Genomic DNA, 24,009 nt, shown 5'->3' with positions numbered 1-24,009 from the left:
ATGTTTCCCCACCTCAGGAGAGCCATGCCCAGCGCCCACCTGCCGAGGGCCGTGTTCGCCATGGATCCGGTGCACCTCCCCCTGCTCTTCCCCGAGCCCCTCATGGCGCGGCTGCGGCAGACGGCCGAGATCGACCCCACCCTCGTCGTACGGGACTTCACCGCCCCGGCCGCCGCCCCGGCGCTGGCCCGCGCCGAGGTGCTCGTCACCGGCTGGGGCTGCCCGCGCCTCGACGCGGACGCCCTGGCCGCGGCACCGAAACTGCGCGCCGTGCTGCACGCGGCGGGCTCCGTCCGCTCGCTGGTCGGCGACACCCTGTGGAAGCGCGGGGTCGCCGTCTCCAGCGCGGTCACCGGAAACGCCCTGCCGGTCGCGGAGTACACGCTCGCCATGATCCTCCTGGCCGGGAAGGACACCTTCACGCACCGCGAGCGCTACCGCGCCACCCACACCTATCCGACCACCGCCGAGACCGCGGCGACCGGCAACCTCGGCCGCCGTGTCGGCGTCATCGGCGCCTCACGCGTGGGCCGCCGTCTCCTCGAACTGCTGCGCCCGTACGACTTCGAGGTCCTCCTCCACGACCCCTACGTGGACGCCGCCGAGGCCGCCGCGCTCGGTGCCCGGCTGGTGTCGCTGGAGGACCTGCTGAGCCACAGCGACATCGTGAGCCTGCACGCCCCGGACATCCCCGAGACCCAGCGCATGCTCGACCGCGGCCGGCTCGCGCTGATCCGCGACGGCGGCGTGCTGATCAACACCTCGCGGGGCGCCCTCGTCGACCACGGCGCCCTCACCGACGAGCTGGTCACGGGCCGGCTCAGCGCGATCCTCGACGTCACCGACCCGGAGCCACTGCCCGCCGCCTCCCCGCTCTACCGGCTCCCCAACGTGTACCTCACCCCCCACATCGCGGGCTCGCTCGGCAACGAACTGGAGCGGCTCGGCCGCATCGTCGTAGACGAGCTGGAACACCTGGCCGCGGGCCTGCCGCTGGCCCACGAGGTACGGCACGCGGATCTGGCCAGGGTCGCCTGATGCGCACGGCCCACGACGCGTCCTGCCGCTTCCACAAGCCGTCCGGCCAGGAGTAACCATGGGATACGGTTTCGCCACCGGCGGGGGACGGGAACCCGGCTTCTCCGGTGCACGGGACACTACGGTGAAGGAGCCGCAACGGTGAGTCAGCGCAAGGCGCCCAGTGACGCCGGACGGGCGACCATCCGCGACGTCGCGGAACGCGCGGGCGTGTCCGTGGCGAGCGTGTCCCGCGTCCTGTCGGGCAACTACCCGGTCTCGGACGAGCTGCGCCGTCGGGTGATGAAGGTCGTCCGGGACCTGGACTACGTCACCAACGCCCACGCCCGCTCGCTCGCGGGCGGCGGCACACCGACGGTGGCCATCCTCATCAACAACATCACCGGCGCCGCCTTCGCCCACGTGGCCAAGGGCGTCGAGGGCGCGGCCACGCTGCGCGGCTGGCTGTCCCTGGTCGGCACGACGGGCGACGACCCCGAGCGGGAGCTCGCCCTGGTGAACCTGATGCGCCAGCAGGGCGTCGCCGCGGTGGTCCTGCTCGGCGGCGCGTACGACTACGACGAGTACCAGCTGCGCATGGCCCGCTTCGCCCGCTCCCTCGACGCGGCCGGCTCGCACCTCGTCCTGGTCGGCAGGCCGCCCCTGGAGGGCGACGTCCCGGCGACGACGGTCGACTACGACAACGAGAGCGGCGCCTACGCGATGGCCAGCCACCTGCTGTCCGCCGGCCACCGCAAGATCCTGGTGCTGCCGGGGCACGCCGAACTCACCACCGCCCGCAGCCGGTTGAACGGTGCCCGGCGCGCCTTCGAGGCGTACGGCGTGCCCTTCGACCCGGGCATGGTGCGCCACGGGCCGTACGACTACGAGCACGGGTACGAGGCGGTAGAGACGAGTCTGCGGGAGGGCGCGGACTTCACCGCGGTGCTCGCCGGGACCGACGTGGTCGCCGCGGGCGCCATGCAGGCCCTGCGCGCGGCCGGGCTGCGCGTGCCCGAGGACGTCTCGATCGTCGGCTACGACGACATCCCCCTGGCCTCCCAGCTCACCCCTCAACTGACCACCGTGCACGTGCCGTACGAGGAGATGGGCCGCGTCGCGCTGCGGGCCGTCGCCGACCGCCGCGAGGGCGGACCGGGCCGGCGCAGGGGCACGGACGGCGAGCACCTGGTGCTGGGCACCCATGTCGTCGTGCGGAACTCGGTCGCGCCCCCGGCGCGGCGCGACTGACCCACCGTTTTGGGAGATCGTTTCGTAAACGGTTTCTCGAACTTTTTCCACGCCGTCACGAGGCAGTCAGCAACCCCCGCCTCCACCCCTGCCCACGCTTCAAAATCCCCTCCACCTGCACGAATCCCGCCAGGATGGCGCCTCGGGCGCACCCCGTCCAGCCCTCACCCGACGGACAAACCGGCGTAACAAATTGGCCCGCGCCTCTTGCTATGCATCCCAGCCTCGGCCTACCTTCCCTGCAACCGCTTACTACAGCTTCTGCTTGGCCGGTCGCCGCAATCGCGAGCCGACGGAACGCGGCCGCCGTTCCTGGCCGGCACCACTGAGCCGCCGTTCTCGTTCTGAGACGCCTGAATTCCAAAGGATCACGGTCAGATGAACTTCACCAGCCCCCGGAGAAGGTTCGCTCGCGCCGCAGTCGCGAGCCTCGCACTGACAGGACTGACAGGTCTGCTCTCCGCCTGCGGCGGTTCCGACTCCTCGGACTCCGGGTCCAAGGCCTCCGGTCCCGTCACCCTCGACTTCTGGGGCTGGGCGAACGGCCAGGAGGCCGTCGTCAAGGCGTTCAACGCGAGCCACAAGGACGTCAAGCTGAAGTACACCAAGGTCACCGACCAGCTGACCATGCAGAAGCAGCTGACCAACGCGGTCAAGGCCGGCAACGCGCCCTGCCTGCTGCAGAACACCGGCGAGTACGTGACGAGCTGGGTCGCCCAGGGCGCGCTCGCCGACATCACCCCGTACGTCGAGGCCGACAAGGACAAGTTCAACCCCGGCTCGTGGGCCACCGGCCAGGTCCAGGACAAGGTCTACGGCGTCCCCACCAGCTCGGCGCCCGCCTTCACGATCTACCGCACCGACATCTTCGAGAAGTACGGCCTTCAGCCGCCCGCGACCTGGGACGACTTCATCGCCGCGGGCAAGGTGCTGAAGAAGCACGGCATCAAGATCACCAACTACGCCGGGGAGGACCCGAGCACCCTGGAGATCCTCGCCATGCAGGCCGGGGCGCACTGGTACAGCATCGACGGCGGCTCCTGGAAGGTGGACTTCCAGGACGAGGGCACCCTCAAGGCCGCGAAGGTGATCCAGGAGATCATCGACGACGACCTGAACTCCAAGCTCTCCTTCGCCGACTACGCGGCCGTGCAGCGCAACTACGACAACGGTGGCACCGCCACCCGGCAGATCTCCACCTGGCAGATGTCCGGCATGGTGCAGAACTTCACCAAGTCCTTCGGCGACTGGGCGCTGTCCCCCTGGCCGGCCTTCAAGGGTGAGGCGCCCAAGACCCCCGCCGGCACCAACCAGAGCGGCAACCTCACCCTGGTGTCCGAGCAGTGCAAGAACAAGGAGCAGGCCGCCCAGGCCGCCCTGTGGATGTCCACCGACAGCGGAGCCGTCGAGACCATGGCGAGCCCGGAGACCGGCAGCGGTGTGATGCCGGCACTGGCCGACAGCGATGCCTACGTCTCCGAGGCGATCTCCGAGAAGCTGCTCGGCAAGAACTACGAGCCGGCCAAGAAGATCGTCACGGACAGCCTGGGCACCGTCACCACCGACTGGACCTTCGGCCCGAACTGGACCGCGATGTTCACGGAGATGCAGGACCAGTGGGCCGCGGTTGTCAGCAAGAAGCAGACGGTGACCGACCTGCTCGCGCACATGCAGAAGTGGACGGTCGACGACCTGAAGCGCCGCGGCATCAGCGTCAAGGGCTGAGGCGGACTCCATGATTCACTCGCAGCGCTGGAAAGGCGCCGCCTTCACGGTGCCTTTCCAGCTCGGCTTCGTCTTCCTCTACCTGCTTCCGATCGGCTACGCGATCTACCAGTCGATGTTCCTGCAGAAGCAGTCCGGACTCGGTCTCGGCGGCGCGACCAGGGAGTTCGTCGGGCTGGAGAACTACGGTCAGGGCCTGACCGACTCGGCGTTCATGACCTCCATCCTGAGGGTGGTGCTGTTCGCCTGTGTCCAGATCCCGTTCATGCTGCTCGTCAGCCTGGTGCTGGCGCTCGCCCTCGACGCGGTCACCTCGAAGGTGGCCGGCCGGTTCCGGATTCTGCTGCTGATTCCGTACATGATCCCCGGCGTGGTCGCGGCCATCGTGTGGGTCAACCTGTACAGCCCCGAGGTGGGCCCCCTGACGCCGCTCGGCGAACTGTTCGGGTTCCACTGGAACTTCTTCGCCCCCTCGATGGTGTGGCCGGCCATCGGCAACCTGCTGACCTGGCACGGCATCGGCTACAACATGGTGATCATCTACTCGGCGCTCCAGGGCGTGCCTCGTGAGCAGTTCGAGGCCGCGCGGCTGGACGGCGCGTCGGAGCTGCGGATCGCGTTGAGCATCAAGGTCCCGTTCGTGCGCGGGGCGCTCGTCCTGACCGCACTGCTGTCGATCATCCAGATGCTGCAGATCTTCAACGAGCCCGCGCTGTTCCGGAACGTGACCCCGCAGACCATCAGCGACAGCTTCACCCCCATCATGATCATCTACAACCAGGCGTTCAACGCCGGCAACTACCACTACGCCGCAGCCCTGTCCGTGCTCCTCGCCCTGATCCTCGGCGTCGCGTCCTTCCTCTTCTACCGGCTGACCTCGCGGGAGGCGGACTGATGGCGCTGACGGAAAACCGCAAGGAAAACGGAACAGAGAACGACGCGGCAAACGGCGCGGAGAACAGTGCCGAAAGCGGTGCGGAAAACAGTGCGGAAAGCGGTGCGGAAAACGGCATGGGAAGCACCGCCGCGCAGTCCCGCGGGCGTACCCTCCGGCGGCTCACGCGTCCGGACCCGGCCGCGCGCTCCCGGGGCGGCCAGCGCTTCCTCCTCGTCGGTCTGGCCCTGGCCGGCGCCTACAGCCTGTTCCCCGTGTGGTGGCTGATCGTCGCCTCGACCAAGGACCGCGTGGGGCTGTACCAGAGCAACGGGCTGTGGTTCTCCGGCATGCACCTGTGGGACAACCTGCACCAGGTGTTCACGTACGAGGACGGCATCTTCCTGCGCTGGACCGCCAACTCGTTCCTGTACGCGGGCGTCGGCTCTCTCGGCGGCACTCTCATCGCCCTCGCCACGGGCTACGGGCTGGCCCGGTTCGACTTCCCCGGCCGGAGCGTGGTGTTCGCGGCCGTGGTGGGCTCCTTCCTCATCCCGATCGCACTGCTCACCCTGCCGCTGTACCTGCTGTTCTCGGCGATCGGTCTGGTCGACACCCCCTGGGCGATGCTGATCCCCTGCCTGATCAACCCGTTCAGTGTGTATCTGGCCAAGGTCTACACGGAGGCGACGATCCCGTTCGAGCTGCTGGAGGCGGCCCGGATCGACGGCGCCGGGGAGCTCAGGATCTTCTTCAGCATCGTGCTGCGGATGATGACCACGGGCGGCGCGACGGTGTTCCTGCTCGCCTTCGTCAACACCTGGAACGCGTTCTTCCTCCCGCTGACCGTGCTGCGGGGCGAGGAGAACTGGACGCTCAACCTGGGTCTGTACAACTGGTCCGGCAAACGCCTGGAGTCGGGCATCGACGTGACCAGCCTGGTCCTGACCGGCGCCCTGCTCTCCATCATCCCCATGGCGATCATGATGGTCGCGATGCGCCGCTACTGGCGGACCGGCGTCACGCTGGGAGCCCTCAAGTGATGTCTCAAGGAATGTCTCAGGTGACGTCTCCAGTGACGCCCCGCGTGCTGCGCAACCCCGTCATCCGAGGCTTCGCCCCGGACCCGTCGATGGTCCGGGTGGGCGACTGGTACTACGTGGCGACGAGTTCGTTCGAGTGGTACCCGACGATCCCGGTCCACCGCTCCCGTGATCTGGCCCACTGGGAGTACGCGGGCCACGTCCGGGGCGCGGTCCCCGGGGACTCGCTCGCCGGGGTGCCCGACTCGGGCGGCGTCTGGGCGCCCTCCCTGAGCTGGGACGGCGAACGGTTCTGGGTGGTCTACTCCGTCGTACGCTCGGTCGGCACGCCGTACTTCGACCTGGACACGTACGTCAGTACGGCCAGTCACGTGGCCGGGAAGTGGACGGCTCCGCGCAGGGTCGCGAGCCACGGCTTCGATCCCGCGCTGTTCCACGAGGACGGACGGCTGTGGCTGCTCAACATGCAGAGCGACCACCGCCCCGGCGGGCAGCGCTTCGCCGGGATCGTCATGACCGAACTGAACCGCGAGACGCTGAGCCGCGTCGGCGACACGCACCTGCTGCTCCAGCACGAACGGCTCGTCGAAGGCCCCAAGCTGCTGCGGCACGGCGGCTGGTACCACCTTGCGCTCGCGGAGGGTGGCACCGGCTTCGAGCACGGCGTGCGGGTGGCGCGCAGCCGCACCCTCACCGGCCCGTACGAGCTGGACAGCCGGCCCCTGCTGACCTCCCGGGACGACCCGTCGGTGCCCTTGCAGAAGGCCGGGCACGCGGAACTGGTCGAGACGCCGGACGGCGGCTGGGTCCTCAGCCATCTGACGGCGCGTCCGCTGCGGACACCGCACGGACCGCGCTGCACGCTCGGTCGGGAGACGGCGATCCAGACGGTGGTCTGGGACGCCGACGGCTGGCCGAGGCTGGGTCATGGGGGATGGCACCCGGCGGTCAAGGTCGAGGTCGGGGGCAGGGGCGGATGCAGGGAAGGGGTCGGGCTCGGAGGCGGGGTCCCGGCCCCCGAAGAGGCGCACGAGCCGTACGTCCCCGAACCGTCTGAACCGTCCGAGGTCCTGGCGTGGCCGTGGAGCACCCTGCGCTCGTACGCCGACGCCTCCTGGGCCGACACCACCACCCGCCCCGGCTGGATCCGGCTGCGCGGCCGGCACGGGCCGGAGTCCCGGTGGGCACAGAGCCTGCTCGCCCAACGGATCACCGAACACCGCGCAAAGGCGCAGGTCACGGTGGAGGCCCGGCCGCGCACCTTCACTCAGGCGGCGGGGCTGGTGCTGTGGTACTGCGCCAAGTCCTATCTGAGCCTGGACCTGACCTGGGCGGAGCCCGAGGGGGAGGCACAGCGCGGCCAGCAGTGGCGGGGCGGCGGGCATACGGTGCTGAGTCTCGTGGAGCGCGACGAGGAGGGGGCGCGGCAGGCGGCCGTCGTCGAGGTCGACGCTCGGACGCCGGTCACGCTCGGAGTGACGGTCGAGGGGGCCGAGGCCCGCTTCTGGTTCGTCCGGGACCCGGACCGGGACGCGGACGGGGACGGGGTGCGCGTGCCGGTCGGCCCGCCGCTGGACTTCAGTCGCCTCTCGGACGACTACGGGTCCCGGCTGCGCTTCACCGGCGCGATGGCGGGCATCCACGCACGGGATCTCGTCGACGCGTCCTTCACCGCCGACTTCAGCGGCTTCCGGCTGACGTGTGTGCCGGACTGAGGAGTCCTCGCACTCGTCAAGCTCCTCGTACTCATCCTCCTCGTACTCGTCGAACTCCTCACTGTTCGACGTTTCGAAAGTTCAGGACCCGCGTGATGCCGTGATTCCCGGTGTCTTCACGTCGCCTTGTGGCACATCTAGGGTAGGAAGCGCTTTCTGTCGGGCCGTTTTCGATCACGGCGGAAAACAGCGCTGGTCCAACTTTCGATGGCCCTCGGGCGGGCCGGAGAGGTGGTCTTCGATGGTCCGTTCCGGAAGCGGGGCCGTGGTACCTGCCGGGGGCACGTCCCGCGAGGGAGGTGCGGCCCGCACGGGAAGTGCGGGCGCCCGTACGGCAGGTGGCGGCGCGACGACGGGGCCGACGCTGGCGGTGGTGGCGCGCGAGGCCGGGGTGTCGGTGCCGACCGCGTCCAAGGTGGTCAACGGGAGGGAGGACGTGGCGCCGGAGACCCGGCGGCGGGTGACCGAGGCACTGGAGCGGCTCGGCTACGTCCGCAGACCCCGCGTCGAGGCGGCGAAGGCACCTGGCCTGGTCGACCTGGTGGTGCACTCGCTGGACAGTTCCTGGTCGGGCGCGGTGCTGCACGGGGTGGAGGAGGCGGCGCACAACGCGGGCCTGGAGGTCGTGGTGTCGGCCTCGCTGAGCCGGACCCGGGGCGGGCACCCCGAGCGGGCCTGGCTCGACAAGCTGACCGCACGCGGTTCGTCCGGGGTCCTCCTCAACCTGGCCGAGCTGACCCCGTCCCAGTACACCTGGCTGGACCAGCACCGCATCCCGTTCGTGATGATCGACCCCGCCGTCGAACCCCCGCCGGGCGTCGTGTCGGTGGGCGCCGCCAACTGGCAGGGCGGGGTCAGCGCCGCCGAGCACCTGCTCGCGCTGGGCCACGAGCGGATCGCGTGCGTCGGCGGGTACCGGCGCAAAATGTGCAGCAGCGCGCGGATCGCGGGCTACCGCTCGGCGCTCGCGTCGGCCGGGATCCGGCACCGCCCCGAGTACGTCCGGCACGGCAACTTCGACGAAACCTCCGCCTACCGCCGCATGCTGGAGCTCCTCGATCTCCCCGAACCGCCGACCGCCGTGTTCGTGTGCTCCGACCAGATGGCCTTCGGGGTGTACCGGGCGCTGGCCGAGCGGGGGCTCCGCGTACCGGACGACATGAGCGTGGTCGGCTTCGACGACCTGCCGGAGGCCCGCTGGGCCTCCCCCGGCCTCACCACGGTCCGCCAGCCGCTGTCGGAGATGGCGGCGACGGCACTGCGCCTGCTGGTGCGGCTGATGGCGGGCGAACAACCCGAGGGCACGCGCACGGAGTTGTCGACGCGGCTGGTGGAGCGGGCGAGTACGGGGGCGCCGCGGGGGTGAGGCGCCGCCGAGCGGCCTCGCGGTGACTCGGCTCTCGTCCCTCCCGGACAAGGGAATGGCACCCCGGTGAACGGAAGGCGTCGCCGGCCCGTACCGTGAGTGGCGGTCCCCGCCTTCGGGCCGGTCCGTCGTACCACCGCACGGTTTTCCATGGAAGGACCTCCGGGTTGTCGCACACACCCACTCCGCAGCTTCCGGCAACGGACCACGAGGCGGCCGCTGTTCCGGAGCGATCACCCGACGACGACACCGCAGCCGTGGATGGCGGGGACACCTCGGAGGAGCCACGGGCGGACGGCAAGGCCGAACCGGCTGACGAGAAAGCCGCGTTGACGGCCGAGTCGGTCGAGACGAAACCGAGCGCCCCCAAGACAACCGAAGCAAAGACGGCCGAAGCAAAGACGGCCGAGGCGAAGACGGCCGAGGCGAAGACGGCCGAGGCGAAGACGAGCGACCCGAAGACGGCCGAGACGAAAACGAGTGACACGGACGACAAGGGCACCGCGGTCTCGCGCGAGCCGAGCACGGGCGTCACCGATGAGGCCGACGTCGCCGCGGCCAAGGAGACAGACGCAAGCACCACCCAGCAGCAGACCGCCGCCGACGGCGGCACCCCTGAAGAGTCCAGCACCCCCGAACAGACCCGCACCCCCGAACAGTCCGGCACCCTCGATCAGTCCGCCGAACCTCCCACCCCCCACGGCTGGCGCGAACGACGCCCCGGCCTGGCCCGCGCCCTGGCCTGGACCGTCACCGGACTCGCCCTCGTGCTCGTGCTGTTCGCGTTGATCGTGCCGAACGACATCACGAAGTTCGAACCGGCGAGGTTCGTCCGCATCCCGGCGGAGGGGATTCTCGGCGCCGGGCTGTTGCTCCTCCTGCCGCCGAGGACACGGAAGTTGATGGCGGTGGTCATGGGCGCGGGCCTCGGCCTGCTGACCATCCTCAAACTTCTCGACATGGGCTTCTACTGGACCCTGGACCGGCCCTTCGACCTGGTGCTGGACTGGATCCTGCTGGACGACGCCCAGTCGTTCGTGAAGGACCTGGCCGGCGAGAGCGGCGCACTCGCGGCGACGATCGGGCTGATCGTGCTCGTGGCCACCTTTGTCGTCCTCCTGGTGCTGTCCATGCTCCGGCTGACCCGGCTCATGGTGAGCAACCGTCACACCACGGGCCGTACGCTGCTCGTCCTCGGCACGGCCTGGATCACCTGCTCCACGCTGACGCTGGAGTTCTCCGGTGTGCCGGTCGCCTCCCACAGCGCGGCCACGCTCGTCGAGAACCGCGTCGAGGCGGTGCGTTCGGGACTGCGGGACGGCAAGGCGTTCCAGAAGCAGGCGGACGACGACGCCTTCGCCGATGTCCCGCCGGACCAGTTGCTGACCGGCCTGCGCGGCAAGGACGTCCTGATCACGTTCATCGAGAGCTACGGCCGCTCCGCGATCGACGACCCGCAGATGGGCGAGCCGCTGGGCAAGACGCTGGAGCAGAAGACGAAGGAGCTGACGGACGCCGGATACGCGTCCCGCAGTGGCTGGCTGCGCTCCCCCATCACGGGCGCCGGCAGCTGGCTGGGCCACTCCACGTTCCTGTCCGGTCTGTGGATCAAGAACCAGCAGCGCTACCGCAACCTCGTCTCGGGCGACCGCCTCACCCTCACCGAGGCCTTCCGCCGCACCGGTGCATGGCGCACGGTCGGTATCGTGCCGGGCACCCAGAAGGCGTGGCCGGAGGGCAAGTACTTCGGCCTGGACCACATCTACGACTCCGACGAACTCGGCTACAAGGGCCCGAAGTTCAGCTGGTCCACCATGCCCGACCAGTACACCCTGAAGGCCTTCGAGGAGCTGGAGCACGGAAAGAAGGACCGGAAGCCGATGATGGCGGAGATCATCCTGACCTCCAGCCACAACCCCTGGGCGCCCATCCCGAGGACGATCCCCGAGGACCAGGTCGGCGACGGCTCCGTCTACCACTCCCTCCAGAAGAAGGAGGGCAAGGACCCCACGGAGGTCTGGAAGGACCCCTTGAACGTCCGCGACGAGTACCGCAAGTCCATCGAGTACTCGGTGACCAGCCTCGTCGACTACGTCGCGAAGTACGGCTCGAAGGACACCGTTCTGGTCTTCCTCGGCGACCACCAGCCCAACAAGACGGTCACCGGCGAGAACCCGAACTACGACGTGCCTGTCTCGATCGTCGCGCAGGACCCGAAGGTGCTGGACAAGATCTCCGACTGGGGCTGGACGGACGGGCTCAAGCCCGGCGACAACGCCCCGGAATGGCGGATGGACAAGTTCCGCGATCGCTTCATGACGGCGTTCGGCCCGCAGGGTGGCGGGACGACCTCCTGAGCGGAGCTGCCGAAGTCCGGTGCGGGTGCGGTCCCGTCACGGGTCCGGGGTATCGGGCTGCCGGCGATTGGCTGTGCACGGCCGTGTTCTGGTGCGCATGCGCGGAGACATCCAGCGTGTGCCGGCCCCCTGGGCGGTGAAAGGACCGCGTCCGCCGGGTGCACGTTGGACACGCCGCGGCCCCGGATTCGGGATGCGTGGCACCCACCCCGGCCCGAACACACAGGTCAGCCAGCGGCAGTGGCCCCTCTCCCGCCAGCCCCAGAAGGTCACACGCGCATCGCCCACAGTGTGCCGCTGCCGTCGAGGATCACGATCGAGTCGCCGCTCGCGGCAGGCGCGCTGATGGCCGGGCTGTCGAACTGGCCTGTCCAGAGCGTGCGGCCGTGCTCCACTCCGACGATCCGCGCGCTGGTCCAGCGCTGGAAAACTCGTGCCTGCTCTGTCCCGGAGAGCAGGGCGTATTTGCCGGTGGTCTCCACTCTCTGAGTATCCGCTTGCCACCGTTTTGTGCCGTCGTCGGCGGCCAGGCACACCGGTCCCGATCCCGTGGACAGGACGAACCCGCCCGCCACGCTGATCGTCGCCTGTTCCTTCAGGTCAACCTCTTGGTACGAACTGCCGTAGGTCCAGGTCTGCTCGCCGGTGAGTCCGTTCAGTGCGGCCGGTTTCCGGCGGGACCCCGCGGGCAGCGGAAGGAACACTGTGGTGCCCGACACCAGCTCGTCGAGCGGCTGGAAGGCTCCGACGACGAGGGTGTCCGGTTTGGTCTTCTGAAACGGGCTCCGCCACATCACCTCACCTGTGTCCGCCTTGCGGCAGACGAGGTCGACGGGGGCTGTCCTGCCGTCCTCGTAGCAGAGCAGGCCCTCACCCAGGGGCTGCGCCAGGTCGCCCTGCGGCTGGAAGCCGGAGCGTGTCCACAGCTCCTTGCCCGTCTTGCCGAGTACTGCGGTTCCGCCGCTGCAGAGGATCAGGTCGCCGGCCAGGATCGGTGTGGATTGGTAGGGGGAGGATGCGTCGAACCCCCATCGCGAGGTGCCGGTGCGCGGGTCGACTCCGGTCACGTAACCGTCCTCTACGGTGATCAGCAGGCCGCTGGGCCGGTGCACATCCAGCGACATGGAGGCGCCGTAGGAGACCGACCGCTGCCACCGGCGCTCGCCGGTGGCAGCGTCGAAGGCGTGCACCAGTCCGCCTTTGTCCTCGGAGTCCTGGGTCAGGGCGAGTACCGTGCCGCCGACGACCGCGAAGCGTGTATCCCGGGACCAGGCCACGTCGAGGGACGCCTTCCACAGACGCTCACCGCTGGCCAGGTCGAAGGTGTGGAGCGCGGCGGTCTCCTTCCAGTAGTGACCGGCGGCCACATGGCACCGGCCGTCGGCCAGGACGACGTCCGGACCGTCGGAGTTGAACAAGTCGACGTCTGCGATCTTCTGCGACCAGGCGACCGGGTCCCGCTCAGGGGCGCCGGTCAGGTACATCGCCGCCGCCCCTCCGGCGACCGCGACCGCGGCGACGCCCGCGCCCCTCAGGAGCAGGCTGCGCCGGCTCATGCCTGTACCACCGGACGGCCCGGCGGGCGACTGAACCGTAGCTGCCGCCGCGAGATCGTCGGACACGGAGGCAGCCGGAGGCGGTGAGCTCGCCCCTTGCTCCTCCCTGTCGACGACGGTGGGGGTGTAGCGACGGGCCGCGGGTACGGCCTGCCGCTCACCACCGAAGCTCCGCAGCTCGTCGGCGAGCATGGCGGCCGATTCGTATCGCTCGCGCGGGTCCTTGGCCAGCAGCCGACCGACCAGACGGTCCCACGGAGCGGAGACGCCGGGCACGAGGCTGCTCGGCGCGGGGGGCGGATCGTGAAGGTGCGCCGTGACATACCCGAGGGTGTCCGGGGAGTCGAACGGCAGCCGCCCGGTGAGCAGTTCGAACAGCACGCACCCGAGGGAGTACAGGTCGCTGCGCTGCTCGGGGCGCCCGCGTGCCTGCTCCGGTGCCATGTACGCGGCCGTGCCCACCATGAACCCGGTGTGGGTCAGCCGGTCACCGGTGGCCGAGGGGTCGGCGGCGCGGGCGATCCCGAAGTCGAGCACCTTCAGGCTGCCCGAGGCCGTGACGAACAGATTTGCGGGCTTGATGTCGCGGTGGAGGATGCCGGCGGCATGCGCCTCACCCAGCGCGTCGCACACCTGCGCCCCCCACCGCGCCACCTCCTCCTCGCCGACAGGTCCGCGCCGGACAACGGCGTCCAGGCCCTCGCCCCGGAGCAGTTCCATCACGAGGAACGGCGTCGTGCCCTGGCCGGTGGTTGCCTCACCGAGGTCGTGGACGGTCACGATATGGGGATGCTGAAGCGCGGCGGTGATCCGCGCCTCCCGCAGAAACCGGGCGCGCGCCTCGTCGGCCCGACTGCCGCCACCCGCAAGGACCGAGATCACCTTGACCGCGACCGGCCGCCGCAGACTTCCGTCCTGTGCCTCCCACACCTCCCCCATCCCGCCGCGCCCCAGCGGGCGCACCAGGCGGTAGCGGTCAGCGAGTATCAGATCCCGGTCGTCCATAGCCCCAAGTCCCCCGGTGGCATGCGGTTTTCACTCGGCAGCGTTGATCGTAGACCGTGCCGACGGCCGCTTCACCCGGGCCCGGGCCTGCTTCGACATGGTCGGCTGACGCGGCTCAGGCGAGACACATTCCCTCGCGGAGTCTGCGCGGCTCGGCTCCACCCGCGCGCCCGGCGCGATCAGATCGCCAACCGCAAGAAGCGCGGTTCTCGCGGGGACCGTCCGCTGAAGTTCGACCCGGCCGACTACAAAGAACGCCACGCGGTGGAGTGCGGCATCAATCGCCTCAAACGGCACCGCTCGGTCGCCCCAGTCATCTGCCCCGGGTGACCGCACGTGGGGAGCCGTCCGACCCAACTGGTCGCCTCCAGGCCGGCGGACGCGGCCCGGCGGGCAGTGTCACTGGCCCGTGCTTGACTGCCTGGTCATGGACGAACAGGAGTTGCTCGCGGTTGTTCATGCCCTGGTTGCACGGGGCCGACGAAACCTGGTGTGCAACCAGGCCGGTCATGGAACAGGGCACATATGCCTGACGCTGGATGAAGGCATCGACCCGCCCGCCTTCGGTCAGGTACTCAGCGACTGGTACGGGCTGCCACGCAACCTTGCCAAAGGCGGGAATGCCGATCCGACCTTGACCGAACGCACCGGAGAACCGCTCCTCGCCCCCTTCGGGAATCGACTCGTTGAGATGCGCGCGTGGACCTACGCCGACCGATGGATCGGCTGCGGGGCGGTACGGACCGACAGCGATGTGAGGCCTGTTGTGCTCGTCGCCGAGAGGGCCACGTGGAAACCGGACGAGCTGCCGGAGGACGCATCCTGGGTGGACGCTGTCGTCGCCGTCACCGGATGGTCGCGAGACCGGGTCGACGTGGTCGACTGGACTGCGGTCGAGACCCGGCTCGGAACAGCCCTGCCCGGTGACTACAAGAGGCTGGTCGAGCTGTTCGGGTATGGAGCATTCGACGACTACCTCCAACTCCTGCTCGCCGGCGGGCCGCCCGGGAGTCTCGACATCGTCGAGTTCAACGAGTTCTGGGCGCGGACCGCCGCAACTGACGGCGACGGCCCGTGGGAACCGTACGGGCTGTATCCGGCCCCCGGTGGGTTGCTGCAGTGGGCGAGCACCGAACAGAGGACCTCCTTCTATTGGCTCACGGAGGACGCTGACCCCAACCGGTGGCCCATCCTCGTCACAGACGACGCCTACACCAATTGGGACCGCTTCGACGGCTCGACCGCGGCGTTCATCCACCGTCTGCTCACCGACCCGCTGCATCCTTACTCGACCGCTCGCTACTTCGACATCCACTGGTTCATGGCCTACGAGAGCTCCAACCAGGACGGCGATCAATGACTCTCATCGTGCATCTCGAAGAGCACGGCAGTGACCAGCCGTAGGAGGGCGTCGTCGTTGGGGAAGTCCTGGACAACGTCGACGCGACGCTTGATCTCGCGGTTGACCCGCTCCAGCGGGTTGGTCGACTGAGCATTCTTCCAGTGCCGTTCCGGGAAGGCTGCGGTGTGGACGCGGCGGCAATTGATAGACGGCATGCGGTGGCGGACCCGGACCGGTGCTCCCTGGCGTGATGTGCCGGAGCGGTATGGGCCGTGGGATCGGATCTACGACCTGTTCCGGCGCCGGCAGCGCGACGGTACCTGGGCCAGGATCGTCACCCGGCTTCAGACCCAGGCGGACGCGAAGGGGCCTCATCACCCGGGAGGTCAACGTCGACTCCACCGTCTGCCGGGCCCACCACCATGCGGCCGGGGCCTCCAAAAAAAAGGGGGGCCTGCAGAAGGAGCGACCCGGCGGCATCGCCGTCGAGCCGGCCGGTCATGATCTCGACCGACTACCGCGAGCGCCACGCCGTCGGGTGCGGGATCAACCGTCTCAAGCGCCACCCGGTCGTGGCCACGAGGTATGACAAGCTCGCCGACCGCTGTGAGGCGACCGTGCTGGTCGCAGCCCTCAACGAGTGGCTGTGACCAGCACGGATCCGACATGCTGCTAGCCGTCGATGTCGAGCGCTGTGCCGTACAGCCGGTCCACCTTCAACCGGATGACCACCCGGCGCTCGGCGACCAGTTGCTCCAGGAAAGCCTCTTCGTCCTCGGGCTTCGCGGCCTTCGGGATCATGCCGAGCAGTTCCCGCCCCACCGCGTCGCCGCGAACCGTCGTGATCTCGGAAACCTCGGCCTCGCCTTCGGCGACCGCGAACGACCACACGTCGCCGCCCTGCACATGCAGCGCCGCGCGCGGGTTACGCCGCAGATGCCCGACCTTGACCCGGTCGGCCGTCGTCGAGAACCGCACCATGCGGGCTCCGGAATCCCAGCTGTACAGCATGGTGGTCAGGTGGGGGTGCCCACTGCGCTTGACGGTGGCGAGCGTGCCGAACTGATGCTTGCCCAGCAGGTGGGAGATGGCTTCCTCGGACAGTGGGCGAGGCGCTGGTCCTTGAGTCATGACATGGTCAACGTCCTTGGCGGCCCAGCAATTTCTTTCATGCACACCATGAGCCCAACGCCCACTTCCACATCACGCCCTAGGTCCTGTCGTCAAGGCGCGCCGCCCAGTTGATCCCGCCGAGCAGGTGGGCGCGGAAGTCCGCGTCGTCGTACGCCTCCGAGGCGTGTCCGAGCGCGGCGCGATCCTCGATCACGGCCTTGCCCGGCTGATGCTCGGGGTGGCGCGGGAACCGCGCACCGAGCAACTCGCCACGACAGCAGCGTACGGGTCAAGGGGCCCCTCCAACTCCTCCAACGCGGCCAGGTCCTCTGTCGCGTCTACGTCGAAGGCAACGGGCAGCTCCGGCAGTTACGGACGTATGGTCTGGCCCTGCGCAGTGCCTTCCACGGCCTCCACATACGCACGGGCCACCTCGCGGACGGGAGTACCGTCGGTTGAGTCCGCCCCCATGCTTTCCAGGGTCTCCTTGATCCACCCAGGACTGATGAGGTTGATACGCAGACCCCGCGGCAGCTCATCAGCCGCGTTGCGGACGAAGCCCTCCAGACCAGAGTTGATGAGGGCCCCCAGCGAGCCGCCCGCGAGCGGAGCGGAGAAGGTGCCTCCGGTCAGGGTGACGCAACCGCCGTCCCGGAGATGACGTACGGCTCGCCGGGCCAGCGCGACCTGTCCCAAGAGCTTGCCCCGCAGTCCGCCGGTGATCTCGTCATCCGTCGCTGACGCCAGGTCCACCAGCGGGCCATTGGCGGCACAGCACACCACCGCGTCCAGGTCCGTCACCTCGCCGAAGAGCGCATCCAGGGAGGCAGGATCTTCCAGATCCACCGTCACCGGGCCTCTACGCGAAGCCTTCACGATCTGATGAGAAGCCTCCAACGCGCCGGCGACAGCACTGCCGACCGTTCCCGTCGCCCCGATCACAAGTACTTTCATGTCACTGATCATGTCAGTGGTGGCGCCCCTTCCGGGGTGGAAGGTTCGGCATGGCGCCGACGCTCCGAACCGACCGAAAGCAATGTCATGAGCACGACTACCCTCACAGCTCACTTCGGCGGGGGCAGGCCGGTGCCGCAGTGGCGGCATGGGCCGCGGCGGCGGGAGGTCGTCGGACAGACGGGCCGGGCAGGTCTTGAGGGGGGCGGCTCACTGGATACGGTCACACGGCGCCGGGCCCGGATGCGGTTCAGCTGGAGCGGTCCTGGAGGTCGGCCAGGGCGACGGCCCGGCGGATGTACTTGTTCCGGCCGAGGTCACCGACGGTTTTGATCCTCAACGCGGACAGCGCCTCACCGTGGGCGTCCGTCAGTCCCTGCAGCGCGGCCACCGGCGCTTCGAGGACCTCGTTGAGTGAGAGGTTCTCGTACTTCTTGTCCAGGACCTTGTCGAGGTTGCTCTGAACGGGCATGGGTCCCTCCAGGGTTCGTGTGGCGCCCGTACGACGCCGCAACCGGCCTGTGACCGGCTCTGTCCGTTCCACTGTTCCCCCGTGACCGCGGGCGCGCATGCCGGGTGCCGCGTTCGGGGGAAGGTGGACGGACGGCCCCGGCCCTGCAACGACTCGGGCAGCAGCAGCCGGACGCACGGACGAACTCAGGAGCGTTGCGGCTGCACTTCGTATCCAGCGAGACAGAGCCTCAAGCGGCACTGGTCCTCAGCTTCAACGAGCACCTGCTGCCCCCAGTAGGCGGTGAGGCGGTGCGCGACATCGACCAGCCGACGGCGGTCTTCCCGCGTGTACGCAGGGAAACGCGCCCAGCCTTGGTCAGCGATCTCGTTGCCGAGTTCGCTGAACAACACAGACCGGAAGCGCCGCTCTTCCTCGTCGGTCAGTGGTGTACCGGCGCCCTCCGCCGGCCGCAACCGGACGTTGTAAAGGTCGCGTATCACGGTGCGGCTCGCAATCTGCTCAAGGTCCGTTCACGAGAGCCGACCGGCCCACGTTCGGCGACAGGCCCTCCTGGGACAGACGGGCCGCCCAGCTGATCCCGCCGAGCAGATGAGCGCGGAAGTCCGGGTCGTCGTACGCCTCCGAGGCGTGTCCGAGGGCGGTGTAGAAGACCCGGCCCGCGCCCTGCTCGCGGCACCAGACCAGCGGGTGGTCGGCGCCCATCCCACCGCCGTCGTACGAAGACTCGTCGGCGCGGGCCAGCACACGCACCGCGCCGCGTGGGTTGGCCCGGAAGTCGTACCACTCGTCGGTGAACTCCCATACGGCGGGCAGGTGCCGGGTCGCGGGATGTTCCCGGTCCTCGATCACGGCCTTGCCCGGCTGGTACTCGGGGTGGCGTGCGAACCGCGCGCCGAGCAACTCGCCGTAGTACGGCCAGTCGTACTCGGTGCAGGCGGCCGCGTGCACCCCGACGAAGCCACCGCCCCCTTCGACGTACGCCGAGAGCCGTGCGCGCCCCTCATCGGTCAGCACCTCACCACTGGTGGAGAGGAAGACGACGGCCGCGTACGGGTCGAGGGGCCCCTCCAACTCCTCCAGCGCGGCCGGGTCCTCGGTGGCGTCGACGTCGAAGCCGAGAGCACCTACGGCGGCCACGCCGGCCGGGATGGAGTCGTGCCGGTAGGCGGTCGTGCGGGTGTAGACCAGGATGCGGGCCGACATGGTCGCTGACATGGGCAGAGCCTATTCCGGTGCTCCTGCCACCCCCAAGGACCGAAAATTTCGAAGACCGCACGAACGCTGAGTCAGGCGCCCGGCCGACGCCCGCCCGCTGCCCTCGTCAGGCTGCGGGCGGGGCCAGCACCAGTTGTCAGCCGGCGCACTCGGACTGGTAGCTGCGCACGCTGTCCTGTACGAGGCGGCTCGCCTCGGCGGCGTCGCCGTACCCGTTCAGCTCGACCTTCTTGCCGCCCTCGGGCAGCTGCTTGTAGACGCGGAAGAACGCCTCGATGCGCTGCTGTTCGGCGCTCGGCAGGTCCTTGATGTTCTTGATGTCCGCGTAGGTGGGGTCCACGCCGTCGACCGGGACGGAGACGATCTTCTCGTCGGCCTCACCGCCGTCGACCATGCGCAGCACGCCGATGGGCCGTACGTTGATCACCGAACCCGGTGTCATGGGCTCGCGGGTCAGGACCAGCCCGTCGAGCGGGTCTCCGTCGCCGCCCACCGACTGCGGCAGCGAACCGTAGTTGGCGGGGTAGGACACGGGCATCGACATGAAGCGGTCCGCGACGAGCTGGCCGGTGGCCGGATCGATCTCGTACTTGGTGATGCTGTCCTGGGGTATTTCGACGACGACGTTGAAGCCCTCCTTGCGGATGTCCTTGGCCGCGGGCTGCGGGTAGGCCAGCGGATGTACGTACCCGCCCTCGGCCGACGGCCAGCACGTGACCTTCGTGGCCGCCGACGCGGCTCCCGACGAGGCCGTCGCACCGGTCACGGCCACCACGCCCAGGGCGACGGCTACGGCTGCCGGCGCTGCGATCAGGGCTGCGGGACGGGAAAAGGCTTTACGCACAACAAGTCCTTAAGTCGGCATGGTTGACAATCCAGGAACATCGCATGGTGTGGTGAACGATCACCGTCCATGCGATGACAGTTGCCCGCAGCAACTCGCCTCCCCGTCGCAGCGCTAACGCGCCGCGCCGGCATGTTCGGTCACCTCCCGGGGTGGCTGGTCGCCATCCCCTTGTGGTGTGGCGCGGAAGGGGGCGGCCAGGGTGGGCAGGATGTGCCGGCGGTTGCGGATGAACGCGGCCAGGGCGATCGCCGCGTAGACGCCGCACAGCACGTAGCGGGCCTGTTGGCCGGGCAGAACGAACTGGACGGCGAACAGCCCCAGCAGCGTCCAGGCCGCCCAGCGGGGGAACCGCAGGGCGAGCAGTGCCGCAACCCCCAGCAGAGTCTGTGTCGCGGTGAGGAGGAATTCCTCCACCTGGCGTCCGTCGAGCTGAAGTGCCGTGCCGCCTCCGCCGAGGAGGTAGGCGACAGGCAGGCTGCCGACGAGCATGGTCCACTGGTTGACCTTGCTGGAGATCAGGGTGCCGATCGCGGCGGCGCCGTTGCCGCGCACGGCGAACAGAATCGCCACGATGAACTCGGGGGACTCCGAGGCCAGCGGTGCGAGCCACTGCACGAGCAGGAACTCGTCGATGCCCAACCGGGTCCCGGTCGCGATGAGATTGTGGGCGAAGGGTTCCGCACAGGCCAGAATCACCGCGGCGGCGAAGAGGAACAGTCCCACTACGAGGGTCCGGCGGGTGCGTGCGGGAAGCTCACCGATGACGGCCGCGGGCCCTACCAGATCGGGCTCCTCGACCTCACTGTGGGCGACCTTCCACAGATAGAAGCCGAAGAAGCCCAGCAGTGCGAATCCCAGCAGCAGAGAGATCTGCCCGGTCATCGGAATGACGAAGGCGACGAGCGACGCGATGGCCAGGAAGCCGAGTTCCACCCTGTAGTCGGATTCCAGCGTCAGCTCACGGACCGTCTTGCCGGTGCGGCGCCTGGCGACTGCCAAGGCGACGAGCACGACCAGCGACCAGCCCAGACCGAGCAGCAGACGGTTGGAGCCCGTCATGTTCGCCGCGGCGTACGCGACATAGTCCGGGTTGCTGCCCGCGGTGTAGGCGAAGTAGAGGTCGATGGCGTACTCCGGCAGCACGGCGATCACCGCGAGGATCGCGATCGCCAGGCCGCCGGAGATGTCGACCTGCGCGGCCTCCGCGGCCCAGGCCAGCACGAACGAGGCGGCCACGACGGCCGTACCGAACAGCAGCAGCCCCACCACAGGATCCGGGGACACACCGGAGAACCGCATGATCAGCGCGGGCAGTGTCAGCGTGCCGCACAGCGCCAGGGGGCGCAGCAGCTTCGCATGCATGGACGTTCCTTCCGAACGGCGGCCTGCCTCGTCCGGAGATGAAGGGGTCTCGGCCAGGCAGACAGCAACTGGCCGAAGGTCTCGCCCACCCACGCCGCGCGCGGGCCCCACCGACGGAGAACGCTGGGGTTCTCAGTATGTCGACCGGTGGACTTGCGGACTACTCCCCTTCGGAACGCCGCCATCATCACACGGATTCGATACTTTCGCAATTAACGAAATGAGACCCGGAGGGGCACCCCGGGCGAGGGAGAAAGAGAGAATACGAGTCACCATGCCGAACCTTCCCGCCCCCGACGCCGCACCTGAACCCCTGCCCGGCCGACACTCCGAGCCGACCGGAGCGCAACTCGCCGCCGCGGCCGAAACCTTCGCACTCCTGGCCAGTCCGCCGCGCCTCCACCTGGTATGGCTCATCACTCACGGCGCTTACGACGTCGGCACCCTCGCCACGCGCGTCGGCCTGAGCATCGCCACCGCCAGCCAGCACCTGAGCAAACTCCGCCTGGCAGGAGTGATCACCGCGCGGCGGGAGGGCCGACGTCACATCTACACCGTCGAGGACCCGCACGTCCTCACGCTGATTGCCCAGATCTTCGACCACATCGCCCCGGACGGCACCCTCGCGCCCGACCCGCCCCTGTGACACGGCGCCCTCCGCAAAGGCGACAGTGAGTGCCGGAGCGGCATCCGGCCGGACGGCCGCAACCACCTCGGATTGACGGATTCACCACCACTCCCACCGGGCAGTGATCCAGAATGTCATGAGCACGACTACCCTTCCCCCACAAGGAGGTCGATCATGTACGTCCGCACGCTGACCGGCGGCCTGGCAGCCGCTGTCGTGGTGTCCCTGTCCCTGACGAGCGGCCAGGCCGTGGCCGCTCCCCCCGACACGGCGAACACCCCCCTGGCCGCCCGTGTGTTCACCTACGACGCCAGCGGCTCCGCGGAGTTCAGGAGCGCCGTCGACCGGGGCGCGGCGATCTGGAACGAGAGTGTCGACGCCGTCGAGTTGCGGCCGGTCGCCGCCGGGCAACGCGCGAACATACGGGTCCTCGCGGACGACGGCTGGCCGCGCGCACTGCCCACCACCCTCGGCAACGGAACCGTCTATATCGGACGCCAGGCCGTCGACGAGGGGCACAACACGATTCGTATCTCGTCCCACGAACTCGGGCACATCCTGGGCCTCCCCGACCGCAAGCCCGGACCGTGCACAAGCCTGATGTCCGGTTCCAGCGCGGGCACCACGTGCACGAACCCCTATCCGAACGCGGCGGAAAAGGCAGAGGTCGAGGGGAACTTCGGCGGCGCGCTCGTCGGCCGGGCCCCGGCGGCCCTTCCAGAGGTGATCGTGGACTGACGCCTACCGCGCACCACACATGAGGAAGACCGAACGCCCGCCTGCGCCCCTGAGGCGGGCGTTCGCGCATCGGGCTCCTACCGCGGGCCTCCTACCGCAGTCCCCCCTTCGGCGTACACCGAGAGCCGAGCACGTACGGCGGCTCACGCCGCTCCGTCCGCGTACCGCCAGAACCCCCGCATCAGGGCCGGTGGGGTCGGGCCGGTCATCGCGACCTGGGTGAGCAGGATGGACACCGTGCCGGTGGACGGGGTGATGTGCGCCGCCGTTCCTGTGCCACCGACCCAGCCGTAGCGTCCCGGGACGTTCCAGGGATCGACGGCCTCGATGTCGACCGAACCGCCGAAACCCCAGCCCTGCCCCTCCAGGAACAGCCTGCCCGCCTCGCGCTGAGCCCGGGTCAGATGGTCGGTGGTCATCATCTCCACCGAGGCGGGCGACAGCAGACGGCGCCCGGCGGCGCTGCCCTGGGCGAGCAGCATCCGCGCGAACGCGTACCAGTCGTCGACGGTCGACACCAGCCCGCCCGCGCCGGACGGAAACGCCGGCATATGGGCCCACTGCCCGTCAGGGGCGTCGACCAGTTGGAACGCGCCCGGCGGATCGGTTCGGTAGTAGCTGGTGAACCGGTCCAGCTTCCCGGCCGGTACCTCGAACCCGGTGTCGACCATGCCAAGCGGCTCGAACAGCCGCTCAGCCAGGAACTCGGGCAGCGGGCGCCCCGACACCCTGGCGATCAGCACGCCCTGGATGTCGGAGCAGGTGTTGTACAGCCACGCGTCGCCCGGCTGGTGCAGCAGCGGAATGCGCGACAGCTTCGCCATCCACTCGTCCGGCGCCGCGACGGCCTGTGGCTGCGGCGGCGCCTGTTTCAGCTCGCTGAACAGTGGCTGCAACGCGGGCAGTGAGAAGTCGGACGAGAAACCGTATCCCGCTCGGAAGGTCAGCAGGTCGGCGACGGTGATCTGCCGGGCCGCCGGGACCACGTCGTCGACCGGACCGGCCGGCGTGCGGACAACGACCGGTGCCGCGAGCTCCGGCAGCCATCGCGCGACCGGGTCGTCCAGCGTCATCCGGCCGTCCTCCACAAGCATCATGACCGCGGCGGCGACGACAGGTTTGGTGATCGACGCGATACGGAAGATCGAGTCCCGCGCCATCAGGGCGGTGCCCTCGACATCGGCGACCCCGACCGCCTCCACCTCGGTCCGGTCGCCGCGCGCCACCAGGGCCACCGCTCCCGGCGCTGATCCGTCGCTGACGTGTTTCTTCAGGAAGCGGTGCAGGTTGTCGTGCAGGTTGGTCATCGGTCCCCTGAGCCCTTCGGTCCCGCTCGATCCGTATCCGCCCGTATCCGTCCATTCGAGCGGCTGTCAGAAGTACGACTCCCGAAACGGCACGAAATCATCGGTCGGCCCGCCCGGCC

Annotated in this window: 22 protein-coding genes and 2 pseudogenes; 13 read left to right on the top strand and 11 right to left on the bottom strand. The window is 69.1% G+C overall.

Annotated features, from left to right (window positions below; all coding sequences use genetic code 11):
- Positions 1 to 24: 24 nt before the first annotated feature.
- From FPZ41_RS07275 to FPZ41_RS07240, 8 genes are all read left to right on the top strand, one after another.
- Positions 25 to 1,038: a hydroxyacid dehydrogenase gene (locus FPZ41_RS07275; RefSeq protein ID WP_152860270.1), complete on the top strand. Its 1,014-nt coding sequence runs from the start codon at positions 25 to 27 to the stop codon at positions 1,036 to 1,038.
- A 141-nt stretch (positions 1,039 to 1,179) separates the two neighbouring features.
- On the top strand, positions 1,180 to 2,268 hold the full coding sequence (locus FPZ41_RS07270; RefSeq protein ID WP_322619917.1) for a LacI family DNA-binding transcriptional regulator: 1,089 nt from the start codon (positions 1,180 to 1,182) through the stop codon (positions 2,266 to 2,268).
- A gap of 378 nt (positions 2,269 to 2,646) precedes the next feature.
- Positions 2,647 to 3,993, top strand: a complete 1,347-nt coding sequence (locus FPZ41_RS07265) for an extracellular solute-binding protein (RefSeq protein WP_152860268.1) — start codon at positions 2,647 to 2,649, stop codon at positions 3,991 to 3,993.
- A gap of 10 nt (positions 3,994 to 4,003) precedes the next feature.
- Positions 4,004 to 4,888, top strand: a complete 885-nt coding sequence (locus FPZ41_RS07260) for a carbohydrate ABC transporter permease (protein ID WP_152860266.1) — start codon at positions 4,004 to 4,006, stop codon at positions 4,886 to 4,888.
- Between the two features lie 116 nt (positions 4,889 to 5,004).
- Positions 5,005 to 5,910 carry a carbohydrate ABC transporter permease gene (locus FPZ41_RS07255; RefSeq protein WP_152860264.1) on the top strand — a complete coding sequence of 302 codons (906 nt, stop codon included), beginning with the start codon at positions 5,005 to 5,007 and terminating at the stop codon, positions 5,908 to 5,910.
- Positions 5,911 to 5,921: 11 nt separating this feature from the next.
- Entirely contained in the window at positions 5,922 to 7,625 is a 1,704-nt protein-coding gene (locus FPZ41_RS07250; protein ID WP_152860262.1) for a family 43 glycosylhydrolase, read from the top strand.
- A 241-nt stretch (positions 7,626 to 7,866) separates the two neighbouring features.
- On the top strand, positions 7,867 to 8,991 hold the full coding sequence (locus FPZ41_RS07245; RefSeq protein ID WP_152860260.1) for a LacI family DNA-binding transcriptional regulator: 1,125 nt from the start codon (positions 7,867 to 7,869) through the stop codon (positions 8,989 to 8,991).
- A 167-nt stretch (positions 8,992 to 9,158) separates the two neighbouring features.
- Complete coding sequence (locus FPZ41_RS07240; protein WP_228022558.1) at positions 9,159 to 11,348, top strand: sulfatase; 2,190 nt, start codon at positions 9,159 to 9,161, stop codon at positions 11,346 to 11,348.
- A 269-nt stretch (positions 11,349 to 11,617) separates the two neighbouring features.
- Here the strand turns inward: FPZ41_RS07240 and FPZ41_RS46930 are convergent, their stop codons facing one another.
- Positions 11,618 to 13,909, bottom strand: coding sequence for a protein kinase domain-containing protein (locus tag FPZ41_RS46930; RefSeq protein ID WP_194236018.1), 2,292 nt, complete (start codon positions 13,907 to 13,909; stop codon positions 11,618 to 11,620).
- A gap of 691 nt (positions 13,910 to 14,600) precedes the next feature.
- On the opposite strand from FPZ41_RS46930, the gene FPZ41_RS07225 reads away from it, so the two are divergent.
- Entirely contained in the window at positions 14,601 to 15,269 is a 669-nt protein-coding gene (locus FPZ41_RS07225) for a hypothetical protein (RefSeq protein WP_228022556.1), read from the top strand.
- 2 nt (positions 15,270 to 15,271) lie between these two features.
- Here the strand turns inward: FPZ41_RS07225 and FPZ41_RS07220 are convergent.
- Positions 15,272 to 15,427 (bottom strand): annotated as a pseudogene (locus FPZ41_RS07220) (transposase); the annotation flags it as partial.
- Positions 15,428 to 15,464: 37 nt separating this feature from the next.
- Between FPZ41_RS07220 and FPZ41_RS47995 the strand changes: the two are divergent.
- Positions 15,465 to 15,755 carry a transposase gene (locus tag FPZ41_RS47995; protein ID WP_265584198.1) on the top strand — a complete coding sequence of 97 codons (291 nt, stop codon included), beginning with the start codon at positions 15,465 to 15,467 and terminating at the stop codon, positions 15,753 to 15,755.
- Complete coding sequence (locus tag FPZ41_RS47990; protein ID WP_228022553.1) at positions 15,752 to 15,901, top strand: hypothetical protein; 150 nt, start codon at positions 15,752 to 15,754, stop codon at positions 15,899 to 15,901. The genes FPZ41_RS47995 and FPZ41_RS47990 overlap by 4 nt, the downstream gene beginning before the upstream one ends.
- Before the next feature lie 22 nt (positions 15,902 to 15,923).
- Here FPZ41_RS47990 and FPZ41_RS07210 read toward each other — a convergent pair whose 3' ends face one another.
- The 8 genes and pseudogenes from FPZ41_RS07210 to FPZ41_RS07175 form a co-directional block, all read right to left on the bottom strand.
- On the bottom strand, positions 15,924 to 16,382 hold the full coding sequence (locus FPZ41_RS07210; RefSeq protein ID WP_152860254.1) for a PPOX class F420-dependent oxidoreductase: 459 nt from the start codon (positions 16,380 to 16,382) through the stop codon (positions 15,924 to 15,926).
- A 79-nt stretch (positions 16,383 to 16,461) separates the two neighbouring features.
- Positions 16,462 to 16,635: pseudogene (locus FPZ41_RS07205) on the bottom strand (ThuA domain-containing protein); the annotation flags it as partial.
- Positions 16,636 to 16,733: 98 nt separating this feature from the next.
- Positions 16,734 to 17,318: a short chain dehydrogenase gene (locus FPZ41_RS07200; RefSeq protein ID WP_152860336.1), complete on the bottom strand. Its 585-nt coding sequence runs from the start codon at positions 17,316 to 17,318 to the stop codon at positions 16,734 to 16,736.
- A gap of 250 nt (positions 17,319 to 17,568) precedes the next feature.
- The gene (locus FPZ41_RS07195) at positions 17,569 to 17,790 is read right to left on the bottom strand and encodes a hypothetical protein (RefSeq protein WP_152860252.1); all 222 of its coding nucleotides are present in this window, start codon (positions 17,788 to 17,790) and stop codon (positions 17,569 to 17,571) included.
- A gap of 185 nt (positions 17,791 to 17,975) precedes the next feature.
- Positions 17,976 to 18,272, bottom strand: coding sequence for a hypothetical protein (locus tag FPZ41_RS07190; protein WP_322619915.1), 297 nt, complete (start codon positions 18,270 to 18,272; stop codon positions 17,976 to 17,978).
- Positions 18,273 to 18,291: 19 nt separating this feature from the next.
- Positions 18,292 to 18,996: a ThuA domain-containing protein gene (locus FPZ41_RS07185; RefSeq protein ID WP_152860332.1), complete on the bottom strand. Its 705-nt coding sequence runs from the start codon at positions 18,994 to 18,996 to the stop codon at positions 18,292 to 18,294.
- 148 nt (positions 18,997 to 19,144) lie between these two features.
- On the bottom strand, positions 19,145 to 19,852 hold the full coding sequence (locus tag FPZ41_RS07180) for an inorganic diphosphatase (RefSeq protein ID WP_322619914.1): 708 nt from the start codon (positions 19,850 to 19,852) through the stop codon (positions 19,145 to 19,147).
- Between the two features lie 114 nt (positions 19,853 to 19,966).
- Positions 19,967 to 21,217 carry a sodium:proton exchanger gene (locus tag FPZ41_RS07175; RefSeq protein WP_152860250.1) on the bottom strand — a complete coding sequence of 417 codons (1,251 nt, stop codon included), beginning with the start codon at positions 21,215 to 21,217 and terminating at the stop codon, positions 19,967 to 19,969.
- A gap of 274 nt (positions 21,218 to 21,491) precedes the next feature.
- Here FPZ41_RS07175 and FPZ41_RS07170 point away from each other — a divergent pair, with 274 nt between their 5' ends.
- Positions 21,492 to 21,863 carry an ArsR/SmtB family transcription factor gene (locus tag FPZ41_RS07170; RefSeq protein WP_152860248.1) on the top strand — a complete coding sequence of 124 codons (372 nt, stop codon included), beginning with the start codon at positions 21,492 to 21,494 and terminating at the stop codon, positions 21,861 to 21,863.
- A 156-nt stretch (positions 21,864 to 22,019) separates the two neighbouring features.
- Complete coding sequence (locus FPZ41_RS07165; RefSeq protein ID WP_152860246.1) at positions 22,020 to 22,583, top strand: snapalysin family zinc-dependent metalloprotease; 564 nt, start codon at positions 22,020 to 22,022, stop codon at positions 22,581 to 22,583.
- A gap of 143 nt (positions 22,584 to 22,726) precedes the next feature.
- Here FPZ41_RS07165 and FPZ41_RS07160 read toward each other — a convergent pair whose 3' ends face one another.
- On the bottom strand, positions 22,727 to 23,890 hold the full coding sequence (locus tag FPZ41_RS07160; RefSeq protein ID WP_152860244.1) for a serine hydrolase domain-containing protein: 1,164 nt from the start codon (positions 23,888 to 23,890) through the stop codon (positions 22,727 to 22,729).
- Positions 23,891 to 24,009 lie beyond the last annotated feature (119 nt).

This window comes from Streptomyces acidicola (assembly GCF_009377235.1).
In the GTDB taxonomy this organism is placed as follows: domain Bacteria; phylum Actinomycetota; class Actinomycetes; order Streptomycetales; family Streptomycetaceae; genus Streptomyces; species Streptomyces acidicola.
Note: the sequence above shows the minus strand (reverse complement) of the source record. Positions and strands in the feature narration are given on the sequence as shown.

Excerpts from the sequence above, each read along its gene's own strand:
- FPZ41_RS07175 (WP_152860250.1), bottom strand. The coding sequence starts at position 21,217 with ATGCATGCGAAGCTGCTGCGCCCCCTGGCGCTGTGCGGCACGCTGACA.
- FPZ41_RS07200 (WP_152860336.1), bottom strand. The coding sequence starts at position 17,318 with ATGAAAGTACTTGTGATCGGGGCGACGGGAACGGTCGGCAGTGCTGTC.
- FPZ41_RS07245 (WP_152860260.1), top strand. The coding sequence starts at position 7,867 with ATGGTCCGTTCCGGAAGCGGGGCCGTGGTACCTGCCGGGGGCACGTCC.
- FPZ41_RS07265 (WP_152860268.1), top strand. The coding sequence starts at position 2,647 with ATGAACTTCACCAGCCCCCGGAGAAGGTTCGCTCGCGCCGCAGTCGCG.
- FPZ41_RS07170 (WP_152860248.1), top strand. The coding sequence starts at position 21,492 with ATGCCGAACCTTCCCGCCCCCGACGCCGCACCTGAACCCCTGCCCGGC.
- FPZ41_RS07160 (WP_152860244.1), bottom strand. The coding sequence starts at position 23,890 with ATGACCAACCTGCACGACAACCTGCACCGCTTCCTGAAGAAACACGTC.
- FPZ41_RS46930 (WP_194236018.1), bottom strand. The coding sequence starts at position 13,909 with ATGGACGACCGGGATCTGATACTCGCTGACCGCTACCGCCTGGTGCGC.
- FPZ41_RS07225 (WP_228022556.1), top strand. The coding sequence starts at position 14,601 with ATGCGCGCGTGGACCTACGCCGACCGATGGATCGGCTGCGGGGCGGTA.
- FPZ41_RS07210 (WP_152860254.1), bottom strand. The coding sequence starts at position 16,382 with ATGACTCAAGGACCAGCGCCTCGCCCACTGTCCGAGGAAGCCATCTCC.
- FPZ41_RS07260 (WP_152860266.1), top strand. The coding sequence starts at position 4,004 with ATGATTCACTCGCAGCGCTGGAAAGGCGCCGCCTTCACGGTGCCTTTC.
- FPZ41_RS07195 (WP_152860252.1), bottom strand. The coding sequence starts at position 17,790 with ATGCCCGTTCAGAGCAACCTCGACAAGGTCCTGGACAAGAAGTACGAG.
- FPZ41_RS07275 (WP_152860270.1), top strand. The coding sequence starts at position 25 with ATGCCCAGCGCCCACCTGCCGAGGGCCGTGTTCGCCATGGATCCGGTG.
- FPZ41_RS07250 (WP_152860262.1), top strand. The coding sequence starts at position 5,922 with ATGTCTCAGGTGACGTCTCCAGTGACGCCCCGCGTGCTGCGCAACCCC.
- FPZ41_RS07255 (WP_152860264.1), top strand. The coding sequence starts at position 5,005 with ATGGGAAGCACCGCCGCGCAGTCCCGCGGGCGTACCCTCCGGCGGCTC.
- FPZ41_RS47990 (WP_228022553.1), top strand. The coding sequence starts at position 15,752 with ATGATCTCGACCGACTACCGCGAGCGCCACGCCGTCGGGTGCGGGATC.
- FPZ41_RS07165 (WP_152860246.1), top strand. The coding sequence starts at position 22,020 with ATGTACGTCCGCACGCTGACCGGCGGCCTGGCAGCCGCTGTCGTGGTG.
- FPZ41_RS07185 (WP_152860332.1), bottom strand. The coding sequence starts at position 18,996 with ATGTCGGCCCGCATCCTGGTCTACACCCGCACGACCGCCTACCGGCAC.
- FPZ41_RS47995 (WP_265584198.1), top strand. The coding sequence starts at position 15,465 with ATGCGGTGGCGGACCCGGACCGGTGCTCCCTGGCGTGATGTGCCGGAG.